Origin of the sequence: Terrabacter sp. 2TAF16 (genome assembly GCF_052115065.1) — a bacterium.
GTDB lineage: Bacteria > Actinomycetota > Actinomycetes > Actinomycetales > Dermatophilaceae > Terrabacter.
The window spans coordinates 356,592-381,603 of the sequence record NZ_JBFRFZ010000001.1 but is presented as its reverse complement, the minus strand read 5'-3'; the positions used below and the strand labels follow the sequence as shown (position 1 = coordinate 381,603).

At 70.7% G+C, this 25,012-nt stretch carries 19 protein-coding genes and 1 tRNA gene; all 20 read left to right on the top strand.

The genetic code is table 11. The features are described from left to right. Positions 1-4: 4 nt before the first annotated feature. Complete coding sequence (locus AB4Z14_RS01770) at positions 5-1,870, top strand: ABC transporter ATP-binding protein (protein ID WP_442273655.1); 1,866 nt, start codon at positions 5-7, stop codon at positions 1,868-1,870. Next, complete coding sequence (locus AB4Z14_RS01765; RefSeq protein WP_442273654.1) at positions 1,867-3,678, top strand: ABC transporter ATP-binding protein; 1,812 nt, start codon at positions 1,867-1,869, stop codon at positions 3,676-3,678. Before AB4Z14_RS01770 ends, AB4Z14_RS01765 begins: the two co-directional genes overlap by 4 nt. 49 nt (positions 3,679-3,727) lie before the next feature. Next, positions 3,728-4,138, top strand: a complete 411-nt coding sequence (gene hisI / locus AB4Z14_RS01760) for a phosphoribosyl-AMP cyclohydrolase (RefSeq protein ID WP_442273653.1) — start codon at positions 3,728-3,730, stop codon at positions 4,136-4,138. Positions 4,139-4,318: 180 nt separating this feature from the next. Further along, complete coding sequence (locus AB4Z14_RS01755; RefSeq protein WP_442273652.1) at positions 4,319-5,911, top strand: anthranilate synthase component I; 1,593 nt, start codon at positions 4,319-4,321, stop codon at positions 5,909-5,911. Further along, positions 5,899-6,516, top strand: coding sequence for a Trp biosynthesis-associated membrane protein (locus AB4Z14_RS01750; RefSeq protein ID WP_442273651.1), 618 nt, complete (start codon positions 5,899-5,901; stop codon positions 6,514-6,516). The genes AB4Z14_RS01755 and AB4Z14_RS01750 overlap by 13 nt, the downstream gene beginning before the upstream one ends. A gap of 58 nt (positions 6,517-6,574) precedes the next feature. Beyond that, positions 6,575-6,844, top strand: coding sequence for an HGxxPAAW family protein (locus tag AB4Z14_RS01745; RefSeq protein WP_442273650.1), 270 nt, complete (start codon positions 6,575-6,577; stop codon positions 6,842-6,844). 5 nt (positions 6,845-6,849) lie between these two features. After that, the gene (trpC, locus tag AB4Z14_RS01740) at positions 6,850-7,677 is read left to right on the top strand and encodes an indole-3-glycerol phosphate synthase TrpC (RefSeq protein ID WP_442273649.1); all 828 of its coding nucleotides are present in this window, start codon (positions 6,850-6,852) and stop codon (positions 7,675-7,677) included. 2 nt (positions 7,678-7,679) lie between these two features. Next, positions 7,680-8,939, top strand: a complete 1,260-nt coding sequence (trpB, locus tag AB4Z14_RS01735) for a tryptophan synthase subunit beta (protein WP_442273648.1) — start codon at positions 7,680-7,682, stop codon at positions 8,937-8,939. Next, positions 8,936-9,736, top strand: a complete 801-nt coding sequence (gene trpA / locus AB4Z14_RS01730) for a tryptophan synthase subunit alpha (protein ID WP_442273647.1) — start codon at positions 8,936-8,938, stop codon at positions 9,734-9,736. The genes trpB and trpA overlap by 4 nt, the downstream gene beginning before the upstream one ends. After that, complete coding sequence (lgt, locus tag AB4Z14_RS01725; protein WP_442273646.1) at positions 9,733-10,809, top strand: prolipoprotein diacylglyceryl transferase; 1,077 nt, start codon at positions 9,733-9,735, stop codon at positions 10,807-10,809. Before trpA ends, lgt begins: the two co-directional genes overlap by 4 nt. A 202-nt stretch (positions 10,810-11,011) precedes the next feature. Then, the gene (gene gltB, locus AB4Z14_RS01720) at positions 11,012-15,577 is read left to right on the top strand and encodes a glutamate synthase large subunit (RefSeq protein ID WP_442273645.1); all 4,566 of its coding nucleotides are present in this window, start codon (positions 11,012-11,014) and stop codon (positions 15,575-15,577) included. Then, positions 15,570-17,027 (top strand): glutamate synthase subunit beta, encoded by a 1,458-nt coding sequence (locus AB4Z14_RS01715; protein WP_442273644.1) that lies wholly within the window; start codon positions 15,570-15,572, stop codon positions 17,025-17,027. Before gltB ends, AB4Z14_RS01715 begins: the two co-directional genes overlap by 8 nt. 186 nt (positions 17,028-17,213) lie before the next feature. Beyond that, positions 17,214-18,671 carry a pyruvate kinase gene (pyk, locus tag AB4Z14_RS01710; protein ID WP_442273643.1) on the top strand — a complete coding sequence of 486 codons (1,458 nt, stop codon included), beginning with the start codon at positions 17,214-17,216 and terminating at the stop codon, positions 18,669-18,671. 136 nt (positions 18,672-18,807) lie between these two features. Beyond that, positions 18,808-18,890: transfer RNA gene (locus tag AB4Z14_RS01705), tRNA-Leu, on the top strand. A gap of 103 nt (positions 18,891-18,993) precedes the next feature. Next, positions 18,994-19,695 (top strand): ANTAR domain-containing response regulator, encoded by a 702-nt coding sequence (locus tag AB4Z14_RS01700; RefSeq protein ID WP_442273642.1) that lies wholly within the window; start codon positions 18,994-18,996, stop codon positions 19,693-19,695. Between the two features lie 151 nt (positions 19,696-19,846). Next, positions 19,847-20,989, top strand: a complete 1,143-nt coding sequence (locus AB4Z14_RS01695) for a branched-chain amino acid ABC transporter substrate-binding protein (protein WP_442273641.1) — start codon at positions 19,847-19,849, stop codon at positions 20,987-20,989. Between the two features lie 112 nt (positions 20,990-21,101). Continuing rightward, complete coding sequence (locus AB4Z14_RS01690; protein ID WP_442273640.1) at positions 21,102-22,091, top strand: branched-chain amino acid ABC transporter permease; 990 nt, start codon at positions 21,102-21,104, stop codon at positions 22,089-22,091. Further along, positions 22,088-23,236, top strand: a complete 1,149-nt coding sequence (locus AB4Z14_RS01685; protein ID WP_442273639.1) for a branched-chain amino acid ABC transporter permease — start codon at positions 22,088-22,090, stop codon at positions 23,234-23,236. Before AB4Z14_RS01690 ends, AB4Z14_RS01685 begins: the two co-directional genes overlap by 4 nt. Then, positions 23,229-24,233 (top strand): ABC transporter ATP-binding protein, encoded by a 1,005-nt coding sequence (locus tag AB4Z14_RS01680; protein ID WP_442273638.1) that lies wholly within the window; start codon positions 23,229-23,231, stop codon positions 24,231-24,233. The genes AB4Z14_RS01685 and AB4Z14_RS01680 overlap by 8 nt, the downstream gene beginning before the upstream one ends. After that, positions 24,223-24,942, top strand: coding sequence for an ABC transporter ATP-binding protein (locus AB4Z14_RS01675; protein ID WP_256795171.1), 720 nt, complete (start codon positions 24,223-24,225; stop codon positions 24,940-24,942). The genes AB4Z14_RS01680 and AB4Z14_RS01675 overlap by 11 nt, the downstream gene beginning before the upstream one ends. The last annotated feature ends 70 nt before the right edge of the window (positions 24,943-25,012 follow it).

Genomic DNA, 25,012 nt, shown 5'->3' with positions numbered 1-25,012 from the left:
CACCGTGAACGTCCCGCCCACCTCGACCCTTCGGGAGGGTCTCGCCGTCATCGGCCGGGGCATCAAGGGCCAGCCGCGCTGGTTCTCCCTCGCCGTGGTCGGCAGCGTCGTCTACGGCGTCATGACGAGCCTGACCGCGGCGGCCATCGGCTTCGTCGTCCAGCACGCCGTGTCGCCCGCCATCGAGGCCGGGTACGTCACGGCGTCCCAGCTGTGGTTCATCGGCGGCGTCATGGCGGCGGTCGTGCTCACGACGATCATCGGTGTCATCGGCCGTCGCATCGCCGGCGGCGTCGCCATGTACAACCTCGGCGCGATGTACCGCGGCCAGGTCACCCGCCAGTACCTCCGGCTCCCGCTCAGCTGGCACCACAAGCACCCGTCGGGTCAGCTGCTCTCCAACGCGAACGCCGACGTCGAGGCGACGTGGAACATCTTCGCGCCGCTGCCGATGGCCCTCGGAGTCGTGGTGATGCTCGTGTTCGGCATCGTCCAGATGGTCATCGTCGACCCCTGGCTCGCGCTCGTGGGGCTCACCGTCTTCCCGATGCTCTTCCTGGCCAACGTGGCCTTCCAGCGAGCCATGTCGCCGCGGGTCACTCGAGCGCAGCAGCTGCGCGCCGACGTCTCCGAGGTCGCCCACGAGAGCTTCGAGGCGGCGCTCATCGTCAAGTCGCTCGGCCGAGAGGACCACGAGGCCGAGCGCTTCCGCGGCGTCACCCGCGAGCTGCGCGACGCCAACATCGAGGTCGGCCGCACGCGTGGCCGCTTCGACCCTGCCATCGAGGCGATCCCCACCATCGGCACCCTCGCCGTGCTCTTCGTCGGCACGCTCCGCGTGAGCAGTGGCGTGCTCACGGCCGGTCAGGTCATCCAGGTCGCCTACCTCTTCTCCATCCTCGCCTTCCCCGTCCGCGCCCTCGGCTGGGTCCTCGCCGAGCTGCCGCGCGCCGTCGTCGGATGGAAGCGCGTCTCGGCGGTCCTCGACGCGACGGGCAGCATGACCTTCGGTGACCGGGCGCTGCCCCGGGGCGCCGCGAGCCACCTGCAGGCCGAGCGACTCGCGTACGCCTACGAGATCGAGACCGAGACGGGCGAGGCCGACCGCAACCCCGCGGTCGTCGACGTCACCCTCGACGTGGCACCCGGGGCCACGGTCGCGATCGTCGGACCCACGGGCAGCGGCAAGTCGACGCTGACCAACCTCGTCATGCGGCTCGTCGACCCCGACTCGGGAGCCGTGCTGGTCGACGACGTCGACCTGCGCGAGGTGCGCCGCGGCGGCATCAGCGACGTCGCCGCGCTCGTCGCGCAGCAGACCTTCATGTTCGACGACTCCGTCAGGGGCAACATCACCCTCGGGGCCGAGCACGACGACGAGAGCGTGTGGCGCGCGCTGCACGTCGCGCAGGGCGCCGGCTTCGTCGAGAAGCTGCCCGACGGCCTCGAGACCCACGTCGGCGAGCGCGGGGCGAGCCTCTCCGGTGGGCAGCGCCAGCGCATCGCCCTGGCGCGCGCCGTGATCCGGGAGCCGCAGCTGCTCATCCTCGACGACGCCACGTCGGCCGTCGACCCCAGCGTCGAGCAGGCCATCCTGGCCCGGCTGCGCGAGGCGAGCTCGGGCACCACGGTCCTCGTCGTCGCCTACCGCATGGCCACGATCCTGCTCGCCGACGAGGTCGTCTACCTCGAGGGCGGTCGGGTCGTCGACCACGGCTCCCACGACCAGCTCCTCGGCCGGTGCGTCGGCTACGAGCGGCTCGTCACGGCATACGCCCGCGAGGCCGCCGAGCGCCAGGCCATCGCGGCCGCCGAGGAGCACGACGACCACGGGCGTGGTGTCGACGCCGCCGAGGAGGTCTCCCGATGAGCATGCGGTCCCAGGTCCTCGTCGAGCACCACGGCGTCGCCACCGGCAAGGAGATGACGACGTGGCAGACCCTGCGTCGTGGTGTCGAGCTCTCACCGGAGCTGCGCAAGGGCATCTGGGTCACCGTGCTGCTCGCCGTGCTCTCGACCCTCGGCCGGGTGCTCGTGCCGTTCGTCGTCCAGCGCATCACCGACGAGGGCCTCCTCGCCGAGGGCGGTCCCGACACCCAGGTCGTGGCCGTCTACATCGGCATCGCGCTCGTCGGCGTCGCCGTGACGGCGGTCTCCGCCTACTTCGTCAACATCCGCCTCTTCCGGTCGTCCGAGAACGGCCTGGCGACGTTGCGGCTCAGGGCCTTCCGGCACATCCACGACCTCGCGATGCTCACCCAGAACACCGAGCGGCGCGGGTCGCTCGTCTCCCGCGTCACGTCCGACGTCGACACGATCTCGATGTTCGTGCAGTTCGGCGGGCTCATGCTCATGATCAACATCGCGCAGATCTCCCTCGCGACGGTGCTCATGGTCGTCTACAGCCCGCTCCTCGGCCTCGTCGTGTGGCTGTGCTTCGTGCCGCTCTTCGTCATCATCCGCAAGTTCCAGGGCATCGTCGGCCGGGCCTACACGAAGGTGCGCGAACGCGTCGGCGACATGCTCGGAGCCATCTCGGAGGCCGTCGTCGGGGCGCAGGCCATCCGCGCCTACGGCGTCGAGGACCGCACCGCCGAGCGCATCGACGCCGCGGTCGAGGCGCACCGCAAGGCGGCCATCGGCGCCCAGGCCCGCTCGGTCGTGGCGTTCACGTCGGGGCAGCTCGTCTCCGGACTCACCACGGCAGTCGTCCTCGTCGTCGGCACCGTGCTCGCGGCCCGCGGCAGCCTGACGCTGGGCGAGCTGCTCGCCTTCCTCTTCCTCGTCAACCTCTTCACCCAGCCGGTCCAGCAGGCCACCGAGATCCTCAACGAGATGCAGAACGCCGTCGCCGGCTGGCGCCGGGTCATCGGCATCATCGACACCCCCGCCGACGTCTCCGACCCGGGCGACTCCGGCGTCACCCTGCCGCGCGGACCGATCACGGTGCAGTTCAACGAGGTCGGATTCGCCTACCCCGGTGGCGCGCCCGTGCTCCACGACATCGACCTGACGATCGCGCCGCGCAGCCGCGTCGCGATCGTCGGTGAGACCGGGTCGGGCAAGTCGACCCTCGCCAAGCTGCTCACCCGGCTCATGGACTCCAGCAGCGGGCAGGTGCTCCTCGACGGCGTCGACCTGCGCACGATCCGCTTCTCGTCGCTGCGCTCCCGCGTCGTGCTCGTCCCCCAGGAGGGTTTCCTCTTCGACGGCACGCTGCTCGACAACATCCGCTTCGGCCGTCCGCAGGCGAGCGAGCAGGTCGTGCGCCTCACCCTCACCGAGCTCGGTCTCGACCCGTGGGTCTCGACCCTCCCGCTCGGTCTGGCGACCGACGTCGGCCAGCGTGGCGAGTCGCTGTCGGCCGGCGAGCGCCAGCTCGTCGCGCTGGCCCGCGCCTACCTCGCCGACCCCGACCTGCTCGTCCTCGATGAGGCGACGTCGGCCGTCGACCCGAGCACGGAGGTGCGGATCCAGCGCGCCCTCGACTCGCTGACCCGCGGGCGCACCTCCATCGCGATCGCGCACCGGCTCTCGACGGCCCAGGCCGCCGACGAGGTGATCGTCGTCGATGCGGGTCGCATCGTCGAGCGCGGCCACCACACCGAGCTCGTCCGGCTCGGAGGCGTCTACTCACGGCTCCACGAGTCCTGGGTCGCCCAGCAGCAGGCGCTCTGACCGCGAGACCGAGTGCCGGGTTCGGTCCGGGCGGCGGCAGAATGGGCGGGTGACCGACGCCCTCGACCCGACGCCAGCTGCCACGCCCGACCCCTCGACGCTCGACCCGCAGATCGCCGAGCTGCTCAAGCGCGACGAGCACGGCCTCGTGGCCGCCGTGGTGCAGCAGCACGACACGGGCGACGTCCTCATGGTCGGCTGGATGGACGACGAGGCCCTGCGCCGCACGCTCGGAGAGGGCCGGGTGACGTTCTGGTCGCGCAGCCGTCAGGAGTACTGGCGCAAGGGCGACACGAGCGGCCACGTGCAGTGGGTCAAGGGCGTGCGTCTCGACTGCGACGGCGACGCCCTTCTCGTGAGCGTCGACCAGGTCGGTGCGGCCTGCCACACGGGGGACCGCACCTGCTTCGACGCTCGCGTCCTCCCCGCCACCGTCGGCGAGCCCACTCCCAGCGCCTGAGCCCCCACGTCGAGTGAGCGCTCCGTCCCACTCGAGTGAGGGCGGTCTCAGGTCGTCCTGTGACCCGGCGCTCACTCGAGTGGGGTCGGGCGCTCACTCGAGGGTGGTGGGGAGCGGCCGGGCGTGTTCGACGGGTGAGGCGGGGACACGGCATACGACCGCGTGGGCCAGAATGGCTCGGTGCCCGACTCGAACACCTCGCTCGCCGCCGCGCCCGCGCCACACGCCGACCTCGCGTGGGGACGCACGTGGCCGAGCCTCGAGGTCTTCACCGAGCTGGCGCTCGAGCACCGTCGCGTCATCCCGGTCGTACGCCGGGTGCTCGCCGACGCGGAGACGCCGGTCGGCGTCTACCGCAAGCTCGCCAAGAACGCCCCGGGCACGTTCCTGCTCGAGTCCGCGGAGCACGGCGGCGTCTGGTCGCGCTACTCGATCGTCGGGGCGCGCAGCGCGGCGACGTTGACCGAGAAGGACGGCCGGGTCCACTGGATCGGCGAGCCGCCGGTCGGGCTGCCCACCGACGGGGACCCGACCGCGGCCGTCCGCGACACCGTGGCCGCCCTCGCGACGCCTCGTACGCCGGGTCTGCCGCCCCTGACCGGTGGACTCGTCGGGGCCATCACCTACGACGCCGTCCGCCGCTGGGAGAAGGTCCCCGACGGCGGCCGCGACGAGCTCGACCTGCCCGAGGTCGCGATGATGCTCGCCACCGACCTCGCGGTCTTCGACCACAGCGACGGCTCACTGCTGCTCATCGCCAACGCCGTCAACCACGACGCGACCGACGAGCGCATCGAGGATGCGTGGGCCGATGCCGTGAGCCGTCTCGACCGGATGACCGACGAGCTCGCGGCCCCCGCGCCGAGCACCGTCGCCACGATCGAGCCCACCCCGAGCAACCCGACGAGCAGCCACACGCAGGCCGAGTACGAGGAGATGGTCGAGGAGGCCAAGGAGGCGATCCGTGCCGGCGAGGCCTTCCAGATCGTCGTCTCCCAGCGCTTCACGGTGCCCTGCCGGGCCGACGCCCTCGACGTCTACCGCGCGCTGCGGGTCAGCAACCCGAGCCCCTACATGTACCTCCTGCGGCTCCCTCATCCCGACGGCACGGCCTACGACATCGTCGGCTCGAGCCCCGAGGCGCTCATCAAGGTGACGGGACGTCAGGCGATCACCCACCCCATCGCCGGGTCGCGCCCGCGGGGCAAGAGTCCCGACCACGACGCGCACCTCGCCGAGGAGCTGCTCGGCGACGCGAAGGAGCGGGCCGAGCACCTCATGCTCGTCGATCTCGCCCGCAACGACCTCCAGCGCATCTGCCGCGCCGGCACCGTCGACACCGTCGACTTCATGTCGATCCGGCGCTACAGCCACATCATGCACATCGAGTCGACCGTCGTCGGTGACCTCCGCGACGACCAGAGCGCCTACGACGCGCTCGTCGCCACGTTCCCCGCCGGCACGCTGAGCGGGGCACCCAAGCCGCGGGCCATGGCCCTCATCGACGCCTACGAGGGACTGCGGCGCGGTCTCTACGGCGGCGTCGTCGGCTACCTCGACTTCGCCGGAGACCTCGACATGGCCATCGCCATCCGCACGGCGCTCATCAAGGACGGCCGCGCGCACGTCCAGGCCGGCGCGGGGATCGTCGCCGACTCCGTGCCGCACCTCGAGTACGAGGAGACGGTCAACAAGGCCGCTGCCGCCCTGCGCGCCGTGGCAGCCGCCGCGGGCCTGCGACCGCTGGGAGACCACCGCCCATGTCGTCCGTAGCCCCGTCCGGCACCCGGCCCGGCGCCCTCGACAAGAAGCGCGCGGCCCTCGTCGTCCTCGTTCCCGCGGCCCTGCTGCTCGGCCTCACGACGCGCACGTGGGCGAGCGGTGAGTCCAAGGACGTCCTCAGCCAGGTGGTCACCGACGTGACCGGCGGCACCGCGGCACCCGGGGTCGTCGGTCTCACGACCGTCTGTGTCGTGGCCCTGCTCGGCCTCATGACGGGTGGCCGCATCATCCGGGCCGTCGCCGCGATCGTCCTCGTGCTGGCCTCGCTCGGTGCCCTGGCCATGACGGTCCTCGTCGCGCTCCGCCCGGTCGACACCGTCGCCGACGCGGTCGCCCGCGAGCTCGCCCGGACGACGGCTCCGGCCGCCACCGGAGCGAGCACCGTGTGGGTCTGGCTGGCCGTCGCCTCGGCGGTCCTGCTGGCCCTCGGGTGCGCCTCGGCAGCCGTGTCGAGCCGCAGGTGGGCCGGCCTCTCGGGTCGCTACGAGCGGGGCGACAAGCCCGCGAGCGGGCCGCGTGGAGAGGTCCGCACGACGTGGGACGAGCTGTCCGAGGGCCGGGACCCGACCCTGCGCGACGCCCCCGACGAGACCTGACAGAATGAACGTCGTCGGCCCGCACGCGAGTGGCGCCGATCGGACCAGAGAGGACGCCATGGAAGAGCAGCACGAGGACCACGGTCACAGCACCGCAGCCTGGACCGGGGTCGGAGTCATCCTGCTCGGCACGGCCATCGCGTCGGTCGCGGTCATCATCCCCAGCCTCGTCCTCGGCATCATCGGTGCCGTCGTCATCGTGGCCGGTGTCGCCGCGGGCAAGACGATGTCCATGGCCGGCTACGGCAACAAGGGGCACCACGCGCAGGCGGGCTCGATCGTCGACGCCCCCGACGAGACGGGTGCCGAGACCCTCGGCAAGAGCTGAGAGCAGTGCCGACGGTTCTCGACGGGATCATCAGCGGCGTCCGCGAGGATCTCGGACGCCGTCGCGCCGCGCTGTCGCCGGCTGACCTGGAGGCGCGACTCGCGTCGGTGCCCCCGCCGCTCGACCCGATGCCGGGCATCCGCTCCGCAGAAGGCGTCGCCGTCATCGCCGAGGTCAAGCGGTCGAGCCCGAGCAAGGGCGCGCTCGCGGACATCCCCGAGCCCGGCCTGCTGGCGCGGTCGTATGCCGCCGGGGGAGCGAGCGCCATCAGCGTGCTCACCGAGGAGCGCCGGTTCTCCGGCAGCCTCGCCGACCTCGACGAGGTGCGCGCAGCGGTCCGGACTCCCTTGCTGCGCAAGGACTTCATGGTCGACGCCTACCAGGTGACCGAGGCCCGGGCCCACGGCGCGGACCTCATCCTGCTCATCGTCGCGGCTCTCGACGACGCCCTCATGCGCGACCTGAACGACCAGGCCCGCGAGCTCGGCATGACCGCGCTCGTCGAGGTCCACGACGCCGCCGAGCTCGACCGGGCCCTCGCGCTCGACCCCGTCCTCGTCGGCGTCAACGCCCGCAACCTCAAGACCCTCGAGGTCGACCCCCGCACCGTGACCGACCTGCTGCCGCGCGTCCCCGAGGGCGTCGTCGGCGTGGCGGAGTCCGGGGTCAGCGGGCCGGCCGACGTCGCCGCGTACGTGCGGGCGGGAGCCGGTGCCGTGCTCGTCGGCGAGGCCCTCGTCAAGGACGGCGCCCCCGAGGCCGCGATCCGCGGCTTCATCGACGCCGCGACCGCGGTCCGGGCCTCGGCCCGACCCGGCGCGGCAGGAGAGTGAGCATGACCACGACATCCAACGTGCCGGCATACGGCCGCTTCGGGGGTTTCGGCGGACGCTACGTCCCCGAGGCGCTCATCCCCGCCCTCGAGCAGCTCGAGGAGGTCTGGCGCAAGGCCGTCGTCGACCCGGAGTTCGTCGGCGAGCTCGAGCGTCTCCAGCGCACCTACACGGGGCGGCCGAGCATCATCACCGAGGTGCCGCGTTTCGCCGAGCACTGCGGCGGCGCCCGCGTCATCCTCAAGCGCGAGGACCTCAACCACACCGGCTCGCACAAGATCAACAACGTCCTCGGCCAGGCCCTGCTGACCAAGCGCATGGGCAAGACGCGCGTCATCGCCGAGACCGGGGCGGGCCAGCACGGCGTCGCGACGGCCACGGCGGCCGCCCTGCTCGGTCTCGACTGCGTCGTCTACATGGGCCGCAAGGACACCGAGCGCCAGGCGCTCAACGTCGCGCGGATGCGCCTGCTCGGCGCCGAGGTCGTCGCGGTCGACAACGGCAGCAAGACGCTCAAGGACGCCGTCAACGAGGCGTTCCGCGACTGGGTCGCCAACGTCGAGACCACGCACTACGTGCTCGGCACCGTCACCGGGCCGCACCCCTTCCCGGAGATGGTCCGCGACTTCCACCGCGTCATCGGTGTCGAGGCGCGCCAGCAGGTGCTCGACCTCGTCGGTCGGCTGCCCGACGCCGTCCTCGCCTGCGTCGGCGGCGGCTCCAACGCGATGGGGATCTTCCACCGCTTCATCGACGACCGCTCGGTCCGGCTCATCGGGTTCGAGGCGGGCGGCGAGGGCGTCGAGTCCGGCAAGCACGCGGCGCGCTTCTCGGCCGGCATCCCCGGCGTGCTCCACGGCGCCTTCACCTACGTCATGCAGGACGAGGACGGCCAGACCGTCGAGTCGCACAGCGTGTCGGCGGGTCTCGACTACCCCAGCGTCGGACCCGAGCACGCCCACCTGCTCGAGTCGGGGCGCGCGGAGTACCGCCCGATCAGCGACGTCGAGGCCATGGAGGCCTTCTCGCTGCTCTCGCGCACCGAGGGCATCCTGCCCGCCATCGAGAGCGCGCACGCGCTCGCCGGTGCGATGAAGGTCGGCCGCGAGCTCGGACCCGACGCCGTCCTGCTCGTCAACCTCTCGGGGCGCGGCGACAAGGACGTCCACACGGCGGCCGAGTGGTTCGGCCTCATCGGCGACGACGGCTCGCCGCGTCTGCCGGACGACGACGGCGCCAAGGGCATGGGGGAGCAGCAGTGAGCGTCGCCACCATCATCGAGAAGTGCCGTGCCGACAACCGCGCGGCCCTCATCGGCTACCTCCCCGTCGGCTTCCCCTCGGTCGAGGGGTCGATCGCGGCGATGAAGGTCCTCGTCGAGTCCGGTGTCGACATCATCGAGATCGGGGTGCCCTACAGCGACCCGGTCATGGACGGCCCCGTCATCCAGGATGCGGCCGTGCGGGCCCTCGCGGCCGGCGTGCACCTGACCGACATCTTCACGGCGGCGCGTGAGGTCTCGGCCGCCGGCGCGGGTGCGCTCGTGATGACGTACTGGAACCCCGTCCTGCGCTACGGCGTCGAGCGCTTCGCCACCGACCTCGCCGCCGCCGGGGCGGCCGGGCTCATCACCCCTGACCTCATCCCCGACGAGGCCGGCGACTGGATCGCCGCTGCCGACGCCCACGACCTCGACAAGGTCTTCCTCGTGGCGCCGAGCTCGACCCCCGAGCGACTCGAGGCCGTGACCTCCCAGTGCCGTGGCTTCGTCTACGCGACCGCCGTCATGGGCGTCACCGGTGCGCGAGCCAGCGTCGGCGAGGCCGCCGACGCCCTCGTCTCACGCACCCGCGAGCACACTGACCTGCCCGTCTGCGTCGGGCTCGGTGTCTCGACCGGCGAGCAGGCGGCCCAGGTGGGCCGCTACGCCGACGGGGTCATCGTCGGCTCGGCGCTCGTGCGCTGCCTCACCGAGGCCGACTCCGACGAGCAGGGCCTCGAGGCGCTCGGCGGCCTCGCCCGTGAGCTCGCCGACGGCGTCCGTCGGGGCCGGTCATGAGCCTGCTCGCCGGGGTCCCGGCCGCGCTGGGCGCCGTCCTGCCCACCGACATCCCGTCGCCGAGCGTCGGGGTCTGGCACCTGGGCCCGCTGCCGATCCGCGGCTATGCCTTGTGCATCCTCGCGGGCATCGTCGTCGCCGTCTGGCTGACGCAGAAGCGGCTCGAGGCCCGCGGGCACCGCAAGGGCGTCGCCATCGACATCTCTGCGTGGGCGGTGCCGTTCGGCATCGTCGGCGGACGCATCTACCACCTCATCACGACGCCGCAGCCGTACTTCGGCGAGAACGGCCAGCCGTTGAAGGCGTTCGCCATCTACGAGGGCGGCCTCGGCATCTGGGGCGCCGTGGCGCTCGGCGCCGTCGGCGCGTGGATCGGCTGCCGCAAGAACGGCGTCGCCTTCCGCGACTTCGTCGACGCCGCCGCTCCCGGGCTCGCGATCGCCCAGGCCATGGGCCGCTTCGGCAACTGGTTCAACAACGAGATCTACGGCGCGCCGACCGACCTGCCGTGGCGGCTGCGCATCTACGAGTGGGACACCTCCCTCGGCCGGGCCGTCGTCGACGGCCAGGGCAACCCCGTCGTCAAGGGCTACTTCCACCCGACGTTCCTCTACGAGGCCCTCTGGTGCCTGCTGCTCGCGGCCTTCCTCATCTGGCTCGGCCGTCATCGCCAGCTCAAGGCGGGCCAGGTCTTCGCCGCCTACGTCATGGGCTACCCGATCGGCCGCATCGTCATCGAGAACATGCGCACCGACTCGGCCAACCTCATCCTCGGTCAGCGCGTCAACACGTGGGTCTCGATCCTCGTGTTCCTGCTCGGCGTCTACCTGTGGCGGCGCTTCGCCCGGATGGAGCAGCCCCCGGTCCCGGTGTCGCCGGACGACCCGACCCTCGAGGGGGCGGGCGACCACCCCGACGAGAAGGACGGCGCGGCGGGTCGCGAGTCGGCGCAGGTGCCGAGCGACGAGGCGGGCGCCGACGACCCCGAAGATCCTTCGGTGCAGACCGGCTCGGACCGGCCGAACGACACCGTGGGCAGCGACGCGAAGGTGGACCGTCCGGCGCAGTCCTGATGCGGTCTGCATCACGTCCCGACCGTGGCCGTGAGCACGGCGTCTCACGATTCGGAATCCGCCGTATCAACAGGTAGGACGAGCGGTCCCTCCGATATCGTCGTCAGCAACGCCTGTGGCCAGTGCCGTCCACATGCCCTCAGTCATGTCGCGTGGCCCCGTCGCGGTCGCCCGCCTGGGACCCAGCAGAAGGACGGTGAAGATGCCGCCGCACACCCGCACCCGTGCCCTCTTCAGTGCACACCCGGAGAACTCCGGTCTCTACCGACGCGAGTTCGAGCACGACGCCTGCGGTGTCGCCCTCATCGCGACGATGCGGGGGACGGCCGGTCACGACATCGTCGACCACGCCCTCACGGCACTGCGCAACCTCGACCACCGCGGTGCCACGGGCGCCGACCCGCTCGTCGGTGACGGCGCGGGCATCCTGACGCAGATCCCCGACGAGCTCTTCCGGGCGAACGTCCCCTTCACGCTCCCCAACAGCGGGGCGTATGCCGCCGGCATCGCCTTCCTGCCCCCCAACCCCATCGAGCGGGCCGCCGCCAAGGCCCGCATCGAGGAGATCGCGGTCGCCGAGAACCTCAAGGTGCTCGGCTGGCGCGAGGTCCCCGTCGAGGCCGACCTCGTCGGCACCGTCGCGCGCGACTGCATGCCGTTCTTCGAGCAGCTCTTCGTCAGCAGCTCGATCGGCCGCCAGGTGGCCCTGGGACTCGACCGCCTCGCGTTCTGCCTGCGCAAGCGCGCCGAGCACGAGGTCGACGTCTACTTCGCCTCGCTCAGCTCCCGCACCATCGTCTACAAGGGCATGCTGACGACCGGCCAGCTCGAGCCGTTCTTCCCCGACCTGTCGGACCCGCGCTTCGCGAGCGAGCTCGCCCTCGTGCACTCGCGTTTCTCGACCAACACGTTCCCGTCGTGGCCCCTCGCGCACCCGTACCGGTTCATCGCCCACAACGGCGAGATCAACACCGTCAAGGGCAACCGCAACTGGATGCACGCCCGCGAGAGCCTGCTGACGTCCGACATCATCCCGGGCGACCTCGAGCGGATCTTCCCGGTCTGCACGCCGGAGGCCTCCGACTCCGCGAGCTTCGACGAGGTGCTCGAGCTGCTCCACCTCGGTGGCCGTTCGCTTCCGCACGCCGTGCTCATGATGATCCCCGAGGCGTGGGAGAACCACGCCACGATGGACCCCGCCCGCAAGGCCTTCTACGAGTTCCACTCGACCTTCATGGAGCCGTGGGACGGCCCGGCCAACGTCTGCTTCAGCGACGGCACGCTCGTCGGGGCGGTCCTCGACCGCAACGGCCTGCGTCCGGGCCGCTACACCGTCACCGACGACGGGCTCGTCGTGCTCGCGTCGGAGTCCGGCGTGCTCGAGCTCGACCCGCGCACCATCGTCCAGCGGGGCCGGCTGCAGCCCGGGAAGATGTTCCTCGTCGACACCGAGCACGGCCGCATCGTCAGCGACGAGGAGATCAAGAGCCAGCTCGCGGCCGCCAAGCCGTACGCCGAGTGGCTGCACGCCGGTCTCATCCGCCTCGAGGACCTTCCCGAGCGCGAGCACATCGTGCACACGGCCGCCTCGGTCGCCCGTCGTCAGCAGACCTTCGGCTACACCGCCGAGGAGCTGCGCATCCTGCTGACGCCGATGGCCCGGTCGGGTGGCGAGGCGCTCGGCTCGATGGGCACCGACACGCCCATCGCCGTCCTGTCGTCGCGGCCACGCCTGCTCTTCGACTACTTCACCCAGCTCTTCGCGCAGGTCACCAACCCCCCGCTCGACGCGATCCGCGAGGAGCTCGTCACCTCGCTCGGCACGTACATGGGCCCGGAGGGCAACGCGCTGTCGGCGTCCCCGAGCCACGCCCGGCAGCTCGTCCTCGACTTCCCCGTCATCGACAACGACGAGCTCGCCAAGATCGTGCACATCAACGCCGACGGCGACCTGCCCGGCTACGCCACGCACGTCGTCCGCGGCCTCTACGACGTCACCGGGGGAGCGGCCGCCATGCGCGACCGCCTCGAGGAGATCTTCGCCGAGGTCTCGCAGGCGATCCGCCGCGGAGCCCGCTTCGTCGTGCTCTCCGACCGCGACTCGGGCCGTGACCTCGCGCCCATCCCGTCGCTGCTGCTCACGGCTGCCGTCCACCACCACCTCATCCGCGAGAAGACCCGCACCCAGGTGGGTCTGCTCGTCGAGGCCGGCGACGTGCGCGAGGTCCACCACGTGGCCCTGCTCATCGGCTTCGGTGCCGCCGCCGTCAACCCCTACCTGGCCATGGAGACCGTCGAGGACCTCGTCCGGGCGGGCGAGATCGAGGGCGTCACGGCCGAGAAGGCCGTGGCCAACCTCATCAAGGCGCTCGGCAAGGGTGTCCTCAAGGTCATGTCCAAGATGGGCATCTCGACCGTCGCCTCCTACCGCGGCGCCCAGGTCTTCGAGGCCATCGGCCTGGCCCAGCCGCTCGTCGACCGCTACTTCACGGGCACCGTCAGCCAGCTCGGCGGCGTCGGCCTCGACGTCATCGCCCGCGAGGCGGCCGAGCGCCATGCCCGGGCCTACCCGCCGGACGGCGTCCACCAGCCGCACCGCACCCTCGAGGTCGGCGGCGAGTACCAGTGGCGCCGCGAGGGCGAGCCGCACCTCTTCGACCCCGAGACGGTCTTCCGCCTCCAGCACTCGACGCGCCAGCGCCGCTACGACATCTTCAAGCAGTACACCGGGCGCATCGACGACCAGACGTCCCGGCTCATGACGCTGCGCGGCCTCATGGGCTTCCGGCCGACCGGGGTCACGGGCCGGCTGCCCGTGCCGATCGAGGAGGTCGAGCCGGTCAGCGAGATCGTCAAGCGCTTCAACACGGGGGCGATGAGCTACGGCTCGATCTCCAGGGAGGCGCACGAGACCCTCGCGATCGCGATGAACCACCTCGGCGGACGCTCGAACACCGGCGAGGGCGGCGAGGACATCGACCGCCTGCTCGACCCCGAGCGCCGCTCGGCCGTCAAGCAGGTCGCGTCCGGACGCTTCGGCGTCACGAGCCTCTACCTCACCCACTCCGACGACATCCAGATCAAGATGGCGCAGGGCGCCAAGCCCGGCGAGGGCGGGCAGCTGCCCGGGCACAAGGTCTACCCGTGGGTGGCCAAGACGCGGCATTCGACGCCCGGCGTCGGGCTCATCTCGCCGCCCCCGCACCACGACATCTACTCGATCGAGGACCTGGCGCAGCTGATCCACGACCTCAAGAACGCCAACCCGGCGGCGCGCATCCACGTCAAGCTCGTCTCCGAGATCGGTGTCGGCACGGTCGCGGCCGGCGTGTCCAAGGCGCACGCCGACGTGGTGCTCATCTCCGGCCACGACGGCGGCACGGGCGCCTCGCCGCTCACCTCGCTCAAGCACGCGGGCGCGCCGTGGGAGCTCGGCCTCGCCGAGGCCCAGCAGACCCTCGTGCTCAACGGCCTGCGCGACCGCATCGTCGTCCAGGTCGACGGGCAGCTCAAGACCGGTCGCGACGTCGTCGTGGCTGCGCTGCTCGGTGCCGAGGAGTTCGGCTTCGCCACCGCGCCGCTCGTCGTCTCCGGCTGCATCATGATGCGCGTCTGCCACCTCGACACCTGTCCGGTCGGCATCGCGACCCAGAACCCCGAGCTGCGCTCGCGCTTCTCCGGCAAGCCGGAGTTCGTCGAGACCTTCTTCGAGTACATCGCGGAGGAGGTGCGTGAGCACCTGGCCTCGCTCGGCTTCCGCTCGATCGAGGAGGCCGTCGGCCAGGTCGGCAGCCTCGACCTCGACAAGGCCATCGCGCACTGGAAGGCGTCCGGCCTCGACCTCAGCCCGATCCTCGCCGTCGCCGACAACCCGACCGGTGGCACGCTCCACCAGTCGGCCACGCAGGACCACGGGCTCGACAAGGCGCTCGACAACGAGCTGCTGAGCCGCGCCCTGTCGGCCATCGAGTCCGGCGAGCCGGTGCGCACCCAGATCGCGGTGCGCAACGTCAACCGCACCGTCGGCACGATGCTCGGTCACCACGTGACCAAGGCGCACCCGCACGGTCTCGCCGACAACACGATCGAGCTGACGATGACCGGGTCCGGTGGGCAGTCCTTCGGCGCCTTCCTGCCGGCGGGCGTCACGATGCAGCTCTTCGGCGACGCCAACGACTACGTCGGCAAGGGACTGTCGGGTGGCCGCGTGGCCGTCCGGCCGCACCGCGAGGCCACCCTCGTTGCCGAGGAGAACGTCATCGGTGGCAACGTCATCGCGTACGGCGCGACGACCGGCCAGCTCTTCCTGCGCGGCATCGTCGGCGAGCGCTTCTGCGTGCGCAACTCCGGCGCCCACGCGGTCGTCGAGGGGGTCGGCGACCACGGCTGCGAGTACATGACCGGGGGCACGGCCGTCGTGCTCGGCCGGACCGGGCGCAACTTCGCGGCCGGCATGTCCGGTGGCGTCGCCTACGTCCTCGACCTCGACGCCGACCTGGTCAACCGCGAGATGGTCGACCTCCTGCCGCTGCGGCCCGACGACGAGGGGCCGCTCCGCGAGCTGCTCGAGGGCCACGTCAGGTGGACCGAGTCGCCGGTCGCGCGGGCGCTGCTCGACGACTGGGCGGCGGCGCGCGAGCGCTTCACGCTCGTGCTCCCGCGCGACTACCAGCGTGTCCTCGACGTCCGGACCGAGGCCGAGGCGCAGGGCCTCGACCTCGACGGACCCGAAGTGTGGAACCGGATCATGGAGGCTTCCCGTGGCTGACCCCCAAGGCTTTCTCACCACCCGCGAGCGCGAGCTCCCGGCCCGCCGTCCCGTCCCCGTGCGCATCCGGGACTGGAAGGAGGTCTACGAGGAGCAGGAGCTCGGCCAGCTCCAGCGCCAGGCCGGCCGCTGCATGGACTGCGGCATCCCGTTCTGCCACTCCGGCTGCCCCCTCGGCAACCTCATCCCCGAGTGGAACAACTTCGCCTGGCGCGGGGACTGGTCCGACGCCATCGAGCGGCTCCACGCGACGAACAACTTCCCGGAGTTCACCGGCCGTCTCTGCCCGGCGCCGTGCGAGACGGCGTGCGTGCTCGGCATCAACCAGCCGGCCGTGACGATCAAGCAGGTCGAGGTCACGACGATCGAGCGCGCCTTCGACGAGGGCCTCGTCAAGCCGCTCCCGCCCGAGCGCCTGTCCGGCAAGACGGTCGCCGTCGTCGGGTCGGGCCCGGCCGGCCTGGCGGCCGCCCAGCAGCTGACGCGCGCGGGCCACACCGTCGCCGTCTTCGAGCGCGCCGACAAGCCCGGGGGTCTGCTGCGCTACGGCATCCCCGAGTTCAAGATGGAGAAGTCGGTCCTCGACCGGCGTCTGGACCAGATGACGGCCGAGGGCACCCGCTTCCGCAACGGGATGGACGTCGGGGTCGACATCACGGGTCGCCAGCTGCGCGACCGCTACGACGCCGTCGTGCTCGCGCTCGGGGCCACGGTCCCGCGCGACCTCGACGTCCCGGGTCGCCGGCTCGGCGGCATCCACCAGGCGATGGACTACCTCCCGCAGGGCAACCGGGCTGCGCTCGGCGAGCAGGTGGAGGGCCAGATCCTGGCCACCGACAAGCACGTCATCGTCATCGGCGGTGGTGACACCGGTGCCGACTGCATCGGCACCGCCCACCGGCAGGGCGCGGCGTCCGTCACGAGCCTCGAGATCATGCCGCAACCGGGGGAGGACCGCCCCGGCACCCAGCCGTGGCCGACCTACCCGATGCTCTACCGCGTCGCGAGCGCCCACGAGGAGGGCGGCGAGCGCCTCTACGCCGTCAGCACGACGGAGTTCGTCGGCGACGACGACGGCAACGTCGCAGCGCTGCGCCTGACCGAGGTCGAGTTCGTCGACGGCCGCCCGACGTCCAAGCCCGGCACCGAGCGCGAGATCCCGGCCCAGCTGGTCCTCTTCGCGATGGGCTTCCTCGGCCCGCAGGGTCCGGGCGTCGTCGAGCAGCTCGGTGTCACGCTCGACGAGCGCAGCAACGTGCAGCGGGACAAGAACTTCATGAGCTCGGTCCCGGGCGTCTTCGTCGCCGGCGATGCCGGCCGCGGCCAGTCGCTCATCGTCTGGGCCATCGCCGAGGGGCGCGCCGCCGCCGCCGGCGTCGACGCGTGGCTGACCGGCTCGAGCTCGCTGCCGCGTCCGATCGGCCCGAGCGACCGCCCGGTCACGGTCTGACCGCACCGGCCCCGCATCCGGCCACCCCGCCACACCCGGACGTATGCCGTGTCGCCACCTCGGCGACACGGCATACGCTCATGATCACCCTGAGCCACAACGGAGCCCGCGCCGACGACGCCGCGGGGCGTCCCACAGGACGAACCCATGTGGTGACCCACGTCACAGCACCCATAAGGTTGAAGCATGCGTCGCGCCAAGATCGTCTGCACGATCGGACCCAAGACCTCATCGCCCACCCAGCTCCGCGCCCTCGTCGACGCCGGCATGGACGTCGCCCGACTCAACCTCTCCCACGGTGACCACTCCGTGCACGAGCAGGTCTACCGCGACTGCCGCGCCGCGAGCGACGCGTCGGGACGTGCCGTCGGCATCCTCGTCGACCTCCAGGGACCCAAGATCCGCACCGGGCGCTTCTCCGGCGGTCCGGTGACGCTGAGCCCCGGCCAGCGCTTCACCATCACCACCCGCCAGGTCGACGGCGACGACAGCATCGTCGGCACCACCTACGACGGGCTGCCCGGTGACGTGACCCCGGGCGACGTGCTGCTCATCGACGACGGCAAGGTCATGCTGCGCGCGGTCGAGGTCACCGACACCGACGTGCTCACCGAGACGGTCATCGGCGGCCAGGTCAGCAACAACAAGGGCATCAACCTGCCCGGCGTGGCCGTCAGCGTCCCTGCCCTGTCCGACAAGGACCGCGAGGACCTCCGCTTCGCGATGCGCCTCGGCGTCGACATGATCGCGCTGTCCTTCGTGCGCTCGGCCGACGACATCGTCGACGTGCACGCGATCATGGACGAGTTCGGTGAGCGCATCCCGGTCATCGCCAAGATCGAGAAGCCGCAGGCCGTCGACAACCTCGAGGGCATCGTCGCGGCGTTCGACGGCATCATGGTCGCTCGTGGCGACCTCGGCGTCGAGATGCCCCTCGAGGACGTGCCGCTCGTGCAGAAGCGCGCCATCGAGCTGGCCCGCCGCGAGGCCAAGCCGGTCATCGTCGCCACGCAGGTGCTCGAGTCGATGATCGAGAACCCCCGCCCGACCCGCGCCGAGGCCTCCGACGCGGCCAACGCGGTGCTCGACGGCGCCGACGCGCTCATGCTCTCCGGCGAGACGTCCGTCGGCGCCTGGCCGATCGACTCGGTGCGCACCATGGCGCGCATCATCGAGTCCACCGAGGTCCACGGCTACGACAAGATCGCCCGGATGAAGACCAACCCCAAGACGGTCGGGGGTGCCGTCACCAAGGCGGCGGCCGAGATCGGCGAGGTCGTCGGGGCGAAGTTCCTCATCACCTTCACCGAGACCGGCGGCTCGGCGACGCGGATGGCCCGCATCCGCCCGCGGCTGCCCATGCTGGCGTTCACCTCCGACCCCCGCGTCCGCTCGCGCCTCGCGCTCGTCTGGGGCATCGAGACCTACCTCGTGCCGCGGATGTTCCACACCGACCAGTTCGCCATGCAGGTCGACCTCAAGCTCATGCCGGAGGGCCGCATCGCCGAGGGTGACCGCGTCGTCATCGTCGCCGGCTCGCCCCCCGGCATCCCCGGCTCGACGAACGCGCTGCGCGTCCACCGCGTGGGCGACGCGGTCAACCGGGCCGCCCCGGCCTACCGGCCGGAGGAGGTCACGAGCTGAGCTCGTCCGACCCCGCGATCGAGAGACCACGTGTGCCGCCGGCCCGGCCCGGCGGCACACGTGCGTCCCCGGGGAGGGTCGGCGGCCACCGGCCACGGCTCCCGCGTCGTCACGGGTATGCTGGCGCGGCACTCCGGCCGGGGTGGTGGAATGGCAGACACGGGGCACTCAAAATGCTCTGGCCGCAAGGCCGTGCGGGTTCGAGTCCCGCCCTCGGCACCGTTGGTCGCCCGCGGCCCCCACGTCCGGCCCGGGCCGACCGTGACGTGGGGCCGACGGTCCCGAAACGCGCCGGAAACGTGGCCCCGGCTACGCTTTGCCCGTGAGCACAGACGAGAGCACGACCCCCAGGCCGACCCCCGCCACCGCAGCCGAGGCCTCGGCTGCCCCGGCTGCCCCCGAGGCGACTCCGGCAGCCGAGGACACCGGCAACGCCGCGCCGGTCAGCGGCGCCACCCGCATCCTCGTCGCCGAGGACGAGGCGCTCATCCGTCTCGACCTCGTCGAGATGCTGGGGGAGCAGGGCTACGACGTCGTCGGCCAGGCGAGCAACGGCGAGCAGGCCGTCGAGCTCGCCAAGGAGGTCCGGCCCGACCTCGTCATCATGGACGTCAAGATGCCCGTCCTCGACGGGCTCTCGGCCGCCGAGCAGCTCCACGAGGCCAAGCTGTGCCCCGTCATCATGCTCACCGCCTTCTCGCAGACCGAGCTCGTCGAGCGGGCCCGCGACGCCGGTGTCATGGCCTACATCGTCAAGCCGTTCACGGCCGACGACCTGCGGCCCGCCGTCGACATCGCGACGTCGCGCTGGCAGGAGCTCAAGGCCCTCGAGGCCGAGATCGCCGACCTCGGCGAGCGGCTCGAGACGCGCAAGCTCGTCGACCGCGCCAAGGGCGTGCTGATGAGCCAGCTCAAGCTGAGCGAGTCCGACGCGTTCCGCTGGATCCAGAAGACCGCGATGGACCGCCGACTCGGGATGAAGGAGGTCGCCGAGGCCGTCATCAACGGCTTTCCGGCGTCCTGACGCACGCTCGGCCGCACATCGTCCGGCAGCCCGGTCCGAACAGGTCACGACACGGTCACTCATCGCGAGTTTCTCGTGACCCCGGCGCAGGGTGGGGCTTAGTCTCCAGACAGCCCTCGACCGAGGGATGTGTGACATCAGGAGGACACCCGTGCGTTCTACCCTCAAGTTCGCTGTGCCGCTCGCGGTCGCAGCGCTTGCCCTCGGCGCCTGTGGCACCAAGGGTGGCGACACTGCTACACCTGCCGCCAGCGGTGGTGCTGCAGCCTGCGGCAACTACAAGATCGGCATGTTCGGTGCCCTCACCGGCCCGAACGCCAACCTGGGCATCTACATCCAGAACGGCGTGAACCTCGCCCTCGACGACTACAACAAGAAGCACGGTGACTGCAAGGTCACGCTCGAGAACTACGACTCGCAGGGTGACCCGACGCAGGCTCCGGCGCTGGCCAAGAAGGCCATCGACGACAAGAAGGTCGTCGGCATCGTCGGCCCCGCCTTCTCCGGTGAGTCCAAGGCCGCCGACCCGGCGTTCAACGAGGCCGGCCTCGTGACGATCACGCCGTCCGCGACCAACCCGAAGCTCGCCGAGAACGGCTGGAAGACCTTCTTCCGCGCCCTCGGCAACGACGCCACCCAGGGCCCCGCGGCCGCCAAGTACATCAAGGACACCGTCAAGTCGACGAAGACCTTCGTCATCGACGACGCGTCCGAGTACGGCAAGGGCCTGGCCGACATCGTCCGTCAGGACCTCGGCTCGCAGGTCATCGGCAACGACACCATCCAGCAGAAGCAGACCGACTTCAGCGCCTCCGTCACGAAGGTGACGAGCTCCGGCGCCGACGCGCTCTTCTTCGGTGGCTACTCGCCGGAGGCCGCGCCGCTCATCAAGCAGCTGCGCGACGCCGGCTGGAAGGGCACGTTCGTCGTGGCCGACGGTGTCAAGGACCAGTCCTTCATCGACAACGCCAAGGACGCCGCCGAGGGCACCATCATCACCTGCCCGTGCGTCCCCGCCGACGTGGCGCCGGAGTTCCAGGCCGCCTACAAGGCGAAGTACAACGAGGACCCCAACACCTACTCCGGTGAGGGCTACGACTCCGCCACGATCCTGCTCGACGGCATCGCCGCCGGCAAGGACCGCTCGAGCATGGTCGACTTCGTGAAGTCCTACGACAAGAAGGGCGTCACGAAGCAGCTGAAGTTCGACGCCAAGGGCGAGTCGGCCGACATCAAGGTCTTCGCCTACAAGGTCGAGGGCGGCAAGATCGTCGGCACCGGCGAGATCAAGTAGCGCGATCGTCAACGAAGGGGGGCGGTCGGGGCAGTACGCTCCGACCGCCCCTCCGTTCGGTTGACGCGCGAGCTCTGGTCCCGTCCACCGCACCCGGCCCAGGAGGTCTTGGATGCAGAACCTGATCGACAACTTCTTCGCGTACACCATCACGGGCCTGACGATCGGCGCCGTGTACGCGCTCGTCGCGCTCGGCTACACGCTCGTCTACGGCGTCCTGCGCCTCATCAACTTCGCCCACTCCGAGGTGTTCATGTACGGCACCTTCGCAGCGCTGTGGGTGGTCATGCTCCTCGGCGGCCGTCCCGGGGCGGGCGTCGGACAGGTCGTCTTCTGGGTGGCGATGATGTTCGTCGCGGCCATGGCGATGTCAGGGTTCATCGCCGTGCTGCTCGAGCGAGTGGCCTACCGACCGCTCCGCAAACGCAACGCACCACCGCTCATCGCGCTCATCTCGGCCATCGGCGCCTCGTTCGTCCTCGCCGAGATCATGGGTCTGCGCAGCCGGATCACCGGCTGGGTGGGTCTCGACGACAACCTGCGTGACTACGTCCGCAACTCGCGCAACAACGCCGGTATGCCGACGATCATCGCGCCCCAGCCGATCTTCACGGTCGGGGGCTACCACGTCACGAACGTCGACGTCTTCGTCATCGTCGGAGCCATCGTCATCATGATCATCCTCGACCAGTTCGTGAAGCGCTCGCGGCTCGGTCGTGGCATCCGCGCCGTGGCGATGGACCCCGAGTCCGCCGCCCTCATGGGTGTCAACCGCGACCGCGTCATCCAGGTGACGTTCCTCGTCGGTGGCCTCATGGCCGGTGCGGCTGCCGTCTTCTACATGCTGAAGATCGGCATCACCCGCTACGACGCCGGCTTCATCCTCGGCGTCAAGGCGTTCACCGCCGCCGTCCTCGGTGGCATCGGCAACCTGCGCGGCGCGCTGCTCGGTGGTTTCATCCTCGGGCTGGCGGAGAACTACGGCTCCGCCGTCGTCGGCTCGCAGTGGAAGGACGTGGTGGCGTTCGTGCTCCTCATCCTCATCCTGCTCTTCCGACCCACCGGCCTGCTCGGTGAGTCCCTCGGAAAGGCGCGCGCATGAGCACCACGACGTCCGCCCCGGCGGCCCCCAAGAAGTCCTCCCCGGGGTTCAGGCAGCGGGTCGACAACCTGCCGAAGGCCGTCAAGATCGCCCTCTGGGTGGTCTTCGCGATCTTCCTGTTCCTCCTCCCGCTGCTCAACATCCCGTTCATCACGACGGAGGGCTCCGACTTCGGTGGTGTCCTCTTCACCGTCGCGACGTACGTCCTCGTCGCCCTCGGCCTCAACATCGTCGTCGGCTACGCCGGACTGCTCGACCTCGGCTACGTCGGGTTCTATGCGATCGGCGCCTACACGATCGGCGTCCTGACCTCGGAGCACGCCCACATGTCGTGGGTCGTCGTCGTCCCGATCGCCATCGTCGTCGCCATGATCTCCGGCATCATCCTCGGTGCCCCGACCCTGCGCGTGCGCGGCGACTACCTCGCCATCGTGACGCTCGGCTTCGGCGAGATCGTGCGTCTGACACTCGTCAACTCGGAGTGGCTCGGTGGTGCGCAGGGCATCTCCGACATCCCCAAGCCGCCCGGCTTCGAGCTGTTCGAGGTCCCGAGCATCGACTGGAGCAGCGGAGCCCCGGTCGTCGACCTCGACACGACCTCGACCTTCCTCAAGTTCGGCATCAACGACTTCGTGCCCTACTACTGGCTCGCCCTCGGTGTCATCTCGCTCGTCCTGCTCTTCGACATCCTCGTCAAGAGCAGCCGGGTGGGTCGAGCCTGGGAGGCCACGCGTGAGGACGAGGACGCCGCCGAGCTGATGGGCGTGCCGACCTTCCGGTTCAAGCTGCTCGCCTTCGCGCTCGGCGCGGCCATCGGTGGCCTCTCGGGTGCGCTCTTCGCGACCAAGGCGGGCTTCATCTCGCCCGACAGTTTCCAGCTGTTGCTCTCGATCCTGTTCCTGGCGGCGGTCGTCGTCGGTGGCGCCGGCAACCGCTGGGGTGTCATCGTCGGTGCGATCGTGGTCAGCTACTTCCCGGAGCGCTTCCGTGAGTTCGCGGACTTCCGCGTGCTCGTCTTCGGTCTCGCGCTCATGCTGCTCGCGATCTTCCGTCCGCAGGGTCTGCTGCCCCCGCGGCGCACGGTCCGTGCCAAGCGGGCGGACGACAGACAGGCCGTCCTCGAGGAAGGAGAAGCCAGTGTCTGATCCCACTCAGCCCACCACCGGCGACGACCCGACCGCACCCGCGGGCACGCCCAGCCCCGCCGGCCCGGCCGGCCCCGCCGGCACGAGTGCCGGCACGAGCTCTGGTCGTGCCGAACCGACGGGCGAGCGCACGCTCGCCGACCCGGCAGACGAGGTCACCGAGATCAACCCCGACGTCGACATCGCGCCCGAGGACATCGGCGTTCCCGTCGTGTCCGAGGGCGAGCGACTGCTCGAGGTCGACGAGGTCACCCTCCGCTTCGGCGGCGTCGTGGCCCTCAACGAGGTGAGCTTCCACATCAACAAGGGCGAGATCCTCGGTCTCATCGGCCCCAACGGTGCCGGCAAGACGACGTGCTTCAACGTCATGACCGGCGTCTACCAGCCCACCTCGGGTGGCGTCCGCTACCTCGGCAAGCCGCTGGGCAAGCGCAAGAAGTTCCAGATCACGAAGCTGGGCATCGCGCGCACGTTCCAGAACATCCGTCTGTTCGCCAACATGACGGCGCTCGAGAACGTCCTCGTCGGGGTCGACGCGCACCACTCGACCGGTGTCGTCTCGGCGATGTTCCGGCTGCCGAAGCACCGCAGGGAGGAGGCGCAGGGCTATGCCCGCGCCATCGAGCTGCTGACCTTCATGGGGCTCGACGGCAAGGCCGACGAGCTGGCCCGCAACCTCCCGTACGGTGACCAGCGTCGCCTCGAGATCGCGCGTGCCCTGGCCACGAGCCCGCAGCTGCTGTGCCTCGACGAGCCGGCGGCGGGCTTCAACCCGGCCGAGAAGGCCAAGCTCATGGAGCTGATCCGCACGATCCGCGACCAGGGCTACACGGTCCTGCTCATCGAGCACGACATGAAGCTCGTCATGGGCGTGACCGACCGGATCGTCGTGCTCGAGTTCGGCCGCAAGATCGCCGAGGGCTCGCCCGCGGAGATCCGCGACAACCCCGCGGTCATCGCCGCCTACCTGGGAGTTGATGAGGAAGATGCTTCTTGAGGTGAAGGGCCTGTGCGTCAACTACGGGCGCATCGAGGCCATCCGCGACATCAGCTTCACGGTCGAGGAGGGTGAGATCGTCACCCTCATCGGGGCCAACGGCGCCGGCAAGACGACGACGATGAAGACGGTCTCCGGGCTGCGCCCGGTGCGCGCCGGCTCGGTCGTCTTCGACGGCAAGGACATCACGCACATGCCGTCGCACGAGCGGCCGGTCCTCGGCATCTCGCAGTCGCCCGAGGGCCGTGGGTGCTTCGTCGGCATGACCGTCATGGAGAACCTCGAGATGGGCACGTACGCCCGTCCGGACCGCAAGAGCAAGGCCGTCAAGGACGACCTCGAGCGCGTCTTCGAGCTCTTCCCGCGGCTCAAGGAGCGCAGCAACCAGGCTGCCGGCTCGATGTCGGGTGGCGAGCAGCAGATGCTGGCCATGGGCCGGGCGCTCATGGCCAAGCCGAAGCTGCTGCTCCTCGACGAGCCGTCGATGGGTCTCGCGCCCAAGCTGATCAAGCAGATCTTCGACATCGTGACGGAGATCAACAGCCAGGGCACCACGGTGCTGCTCGTCGAGCAGAACGCCGCGCAGGCGCTCAAGCGGTCGCACCGTGCCTACATCCTCGAGACGGGCGAGATCGTCCGCGAGGGCACGGGCAAGGACCTCGCGGACGACCCGGCCGTCAAGGCCGCCTACCTCGGCGGCGACGTCTAGGGGGAGCCTCCCGGCGACGGTCGGCACGGCGTTCCGCGGAGGGAGCGCCGGCTACGGAATCCGAAGGCGG

Bases quoted from the DNA above. Each gene is read 5' to 3' on its own strand.
- lgt (WP_442273646.1), top strand. From the start codon at position 9,733: ATGAGCCTGCTCGCCGGGGTCCCGGCCGCGCTGGGCGCCGTCCTGCCC.
- pyk (WP_442273643.1), top strand. From the start codon at position 17,214: ATGCGTCGCGCCAAGATCGTCTGCACGATCGGACCCAAGACCTCATCG.
- AB4Z14_RS01750 (WP_442273651.1), top strand. From the start codon at position 5,899: ATGTCGTCCGTAGCCCCGTCCGGCACCCGGCCCGGCGCCCTCGACAAG.
- AB4Z14_RS01675 (WP_256795171.1), top strand. From the start codon at position 24,223: ATGCTTCTTGAGGTGAAGGGCCTGTGCGTCAACTACGGGCGCATCGAG.
- AB4Z14_RS01685 (WP_442273639.1), top strand. From the start codon at position 22,088: ATGAGCACCACGACGTCCGCCCCGGCGGCCCCCAAGAAGTCCTCCCCG.
- trpB (WP_442273648.1), top strand. From the start codon at position 7,680: ATGACCACGACATCCAACGTGCCGGCATACGGCCGCTTCGGGGGTTTC.
- AB4Z14_RS01745 (WP_442273650.1), top strand. From the start codon at position 6,575: ATGGAAGAGCAGCACGAGGACCACGGTCACAGCACCGCAGCCTGGACC.
- AB4Z14_RS01690 (WP_442273640.1), top strand. From the start codon at position 21,102: ATGCAGAACCTGATCGACAACTTCTTCGCGTACACCATCACGGGCCTG.
- gltB (WP_442273645.1), top strand. From the start codon at position 11,012: ATGCCGCCGCACACCCGCACCCGTGCCCTCTTCAGTGCACACCCGGAG.
- AB4Z14_RS01765 (WP_442273654.1), top strand. From the start codon at position 1,867: ATGAGCATGCGGTCCCAGGTCCTCGTCGAGCACCACGGCGTCGCCACC.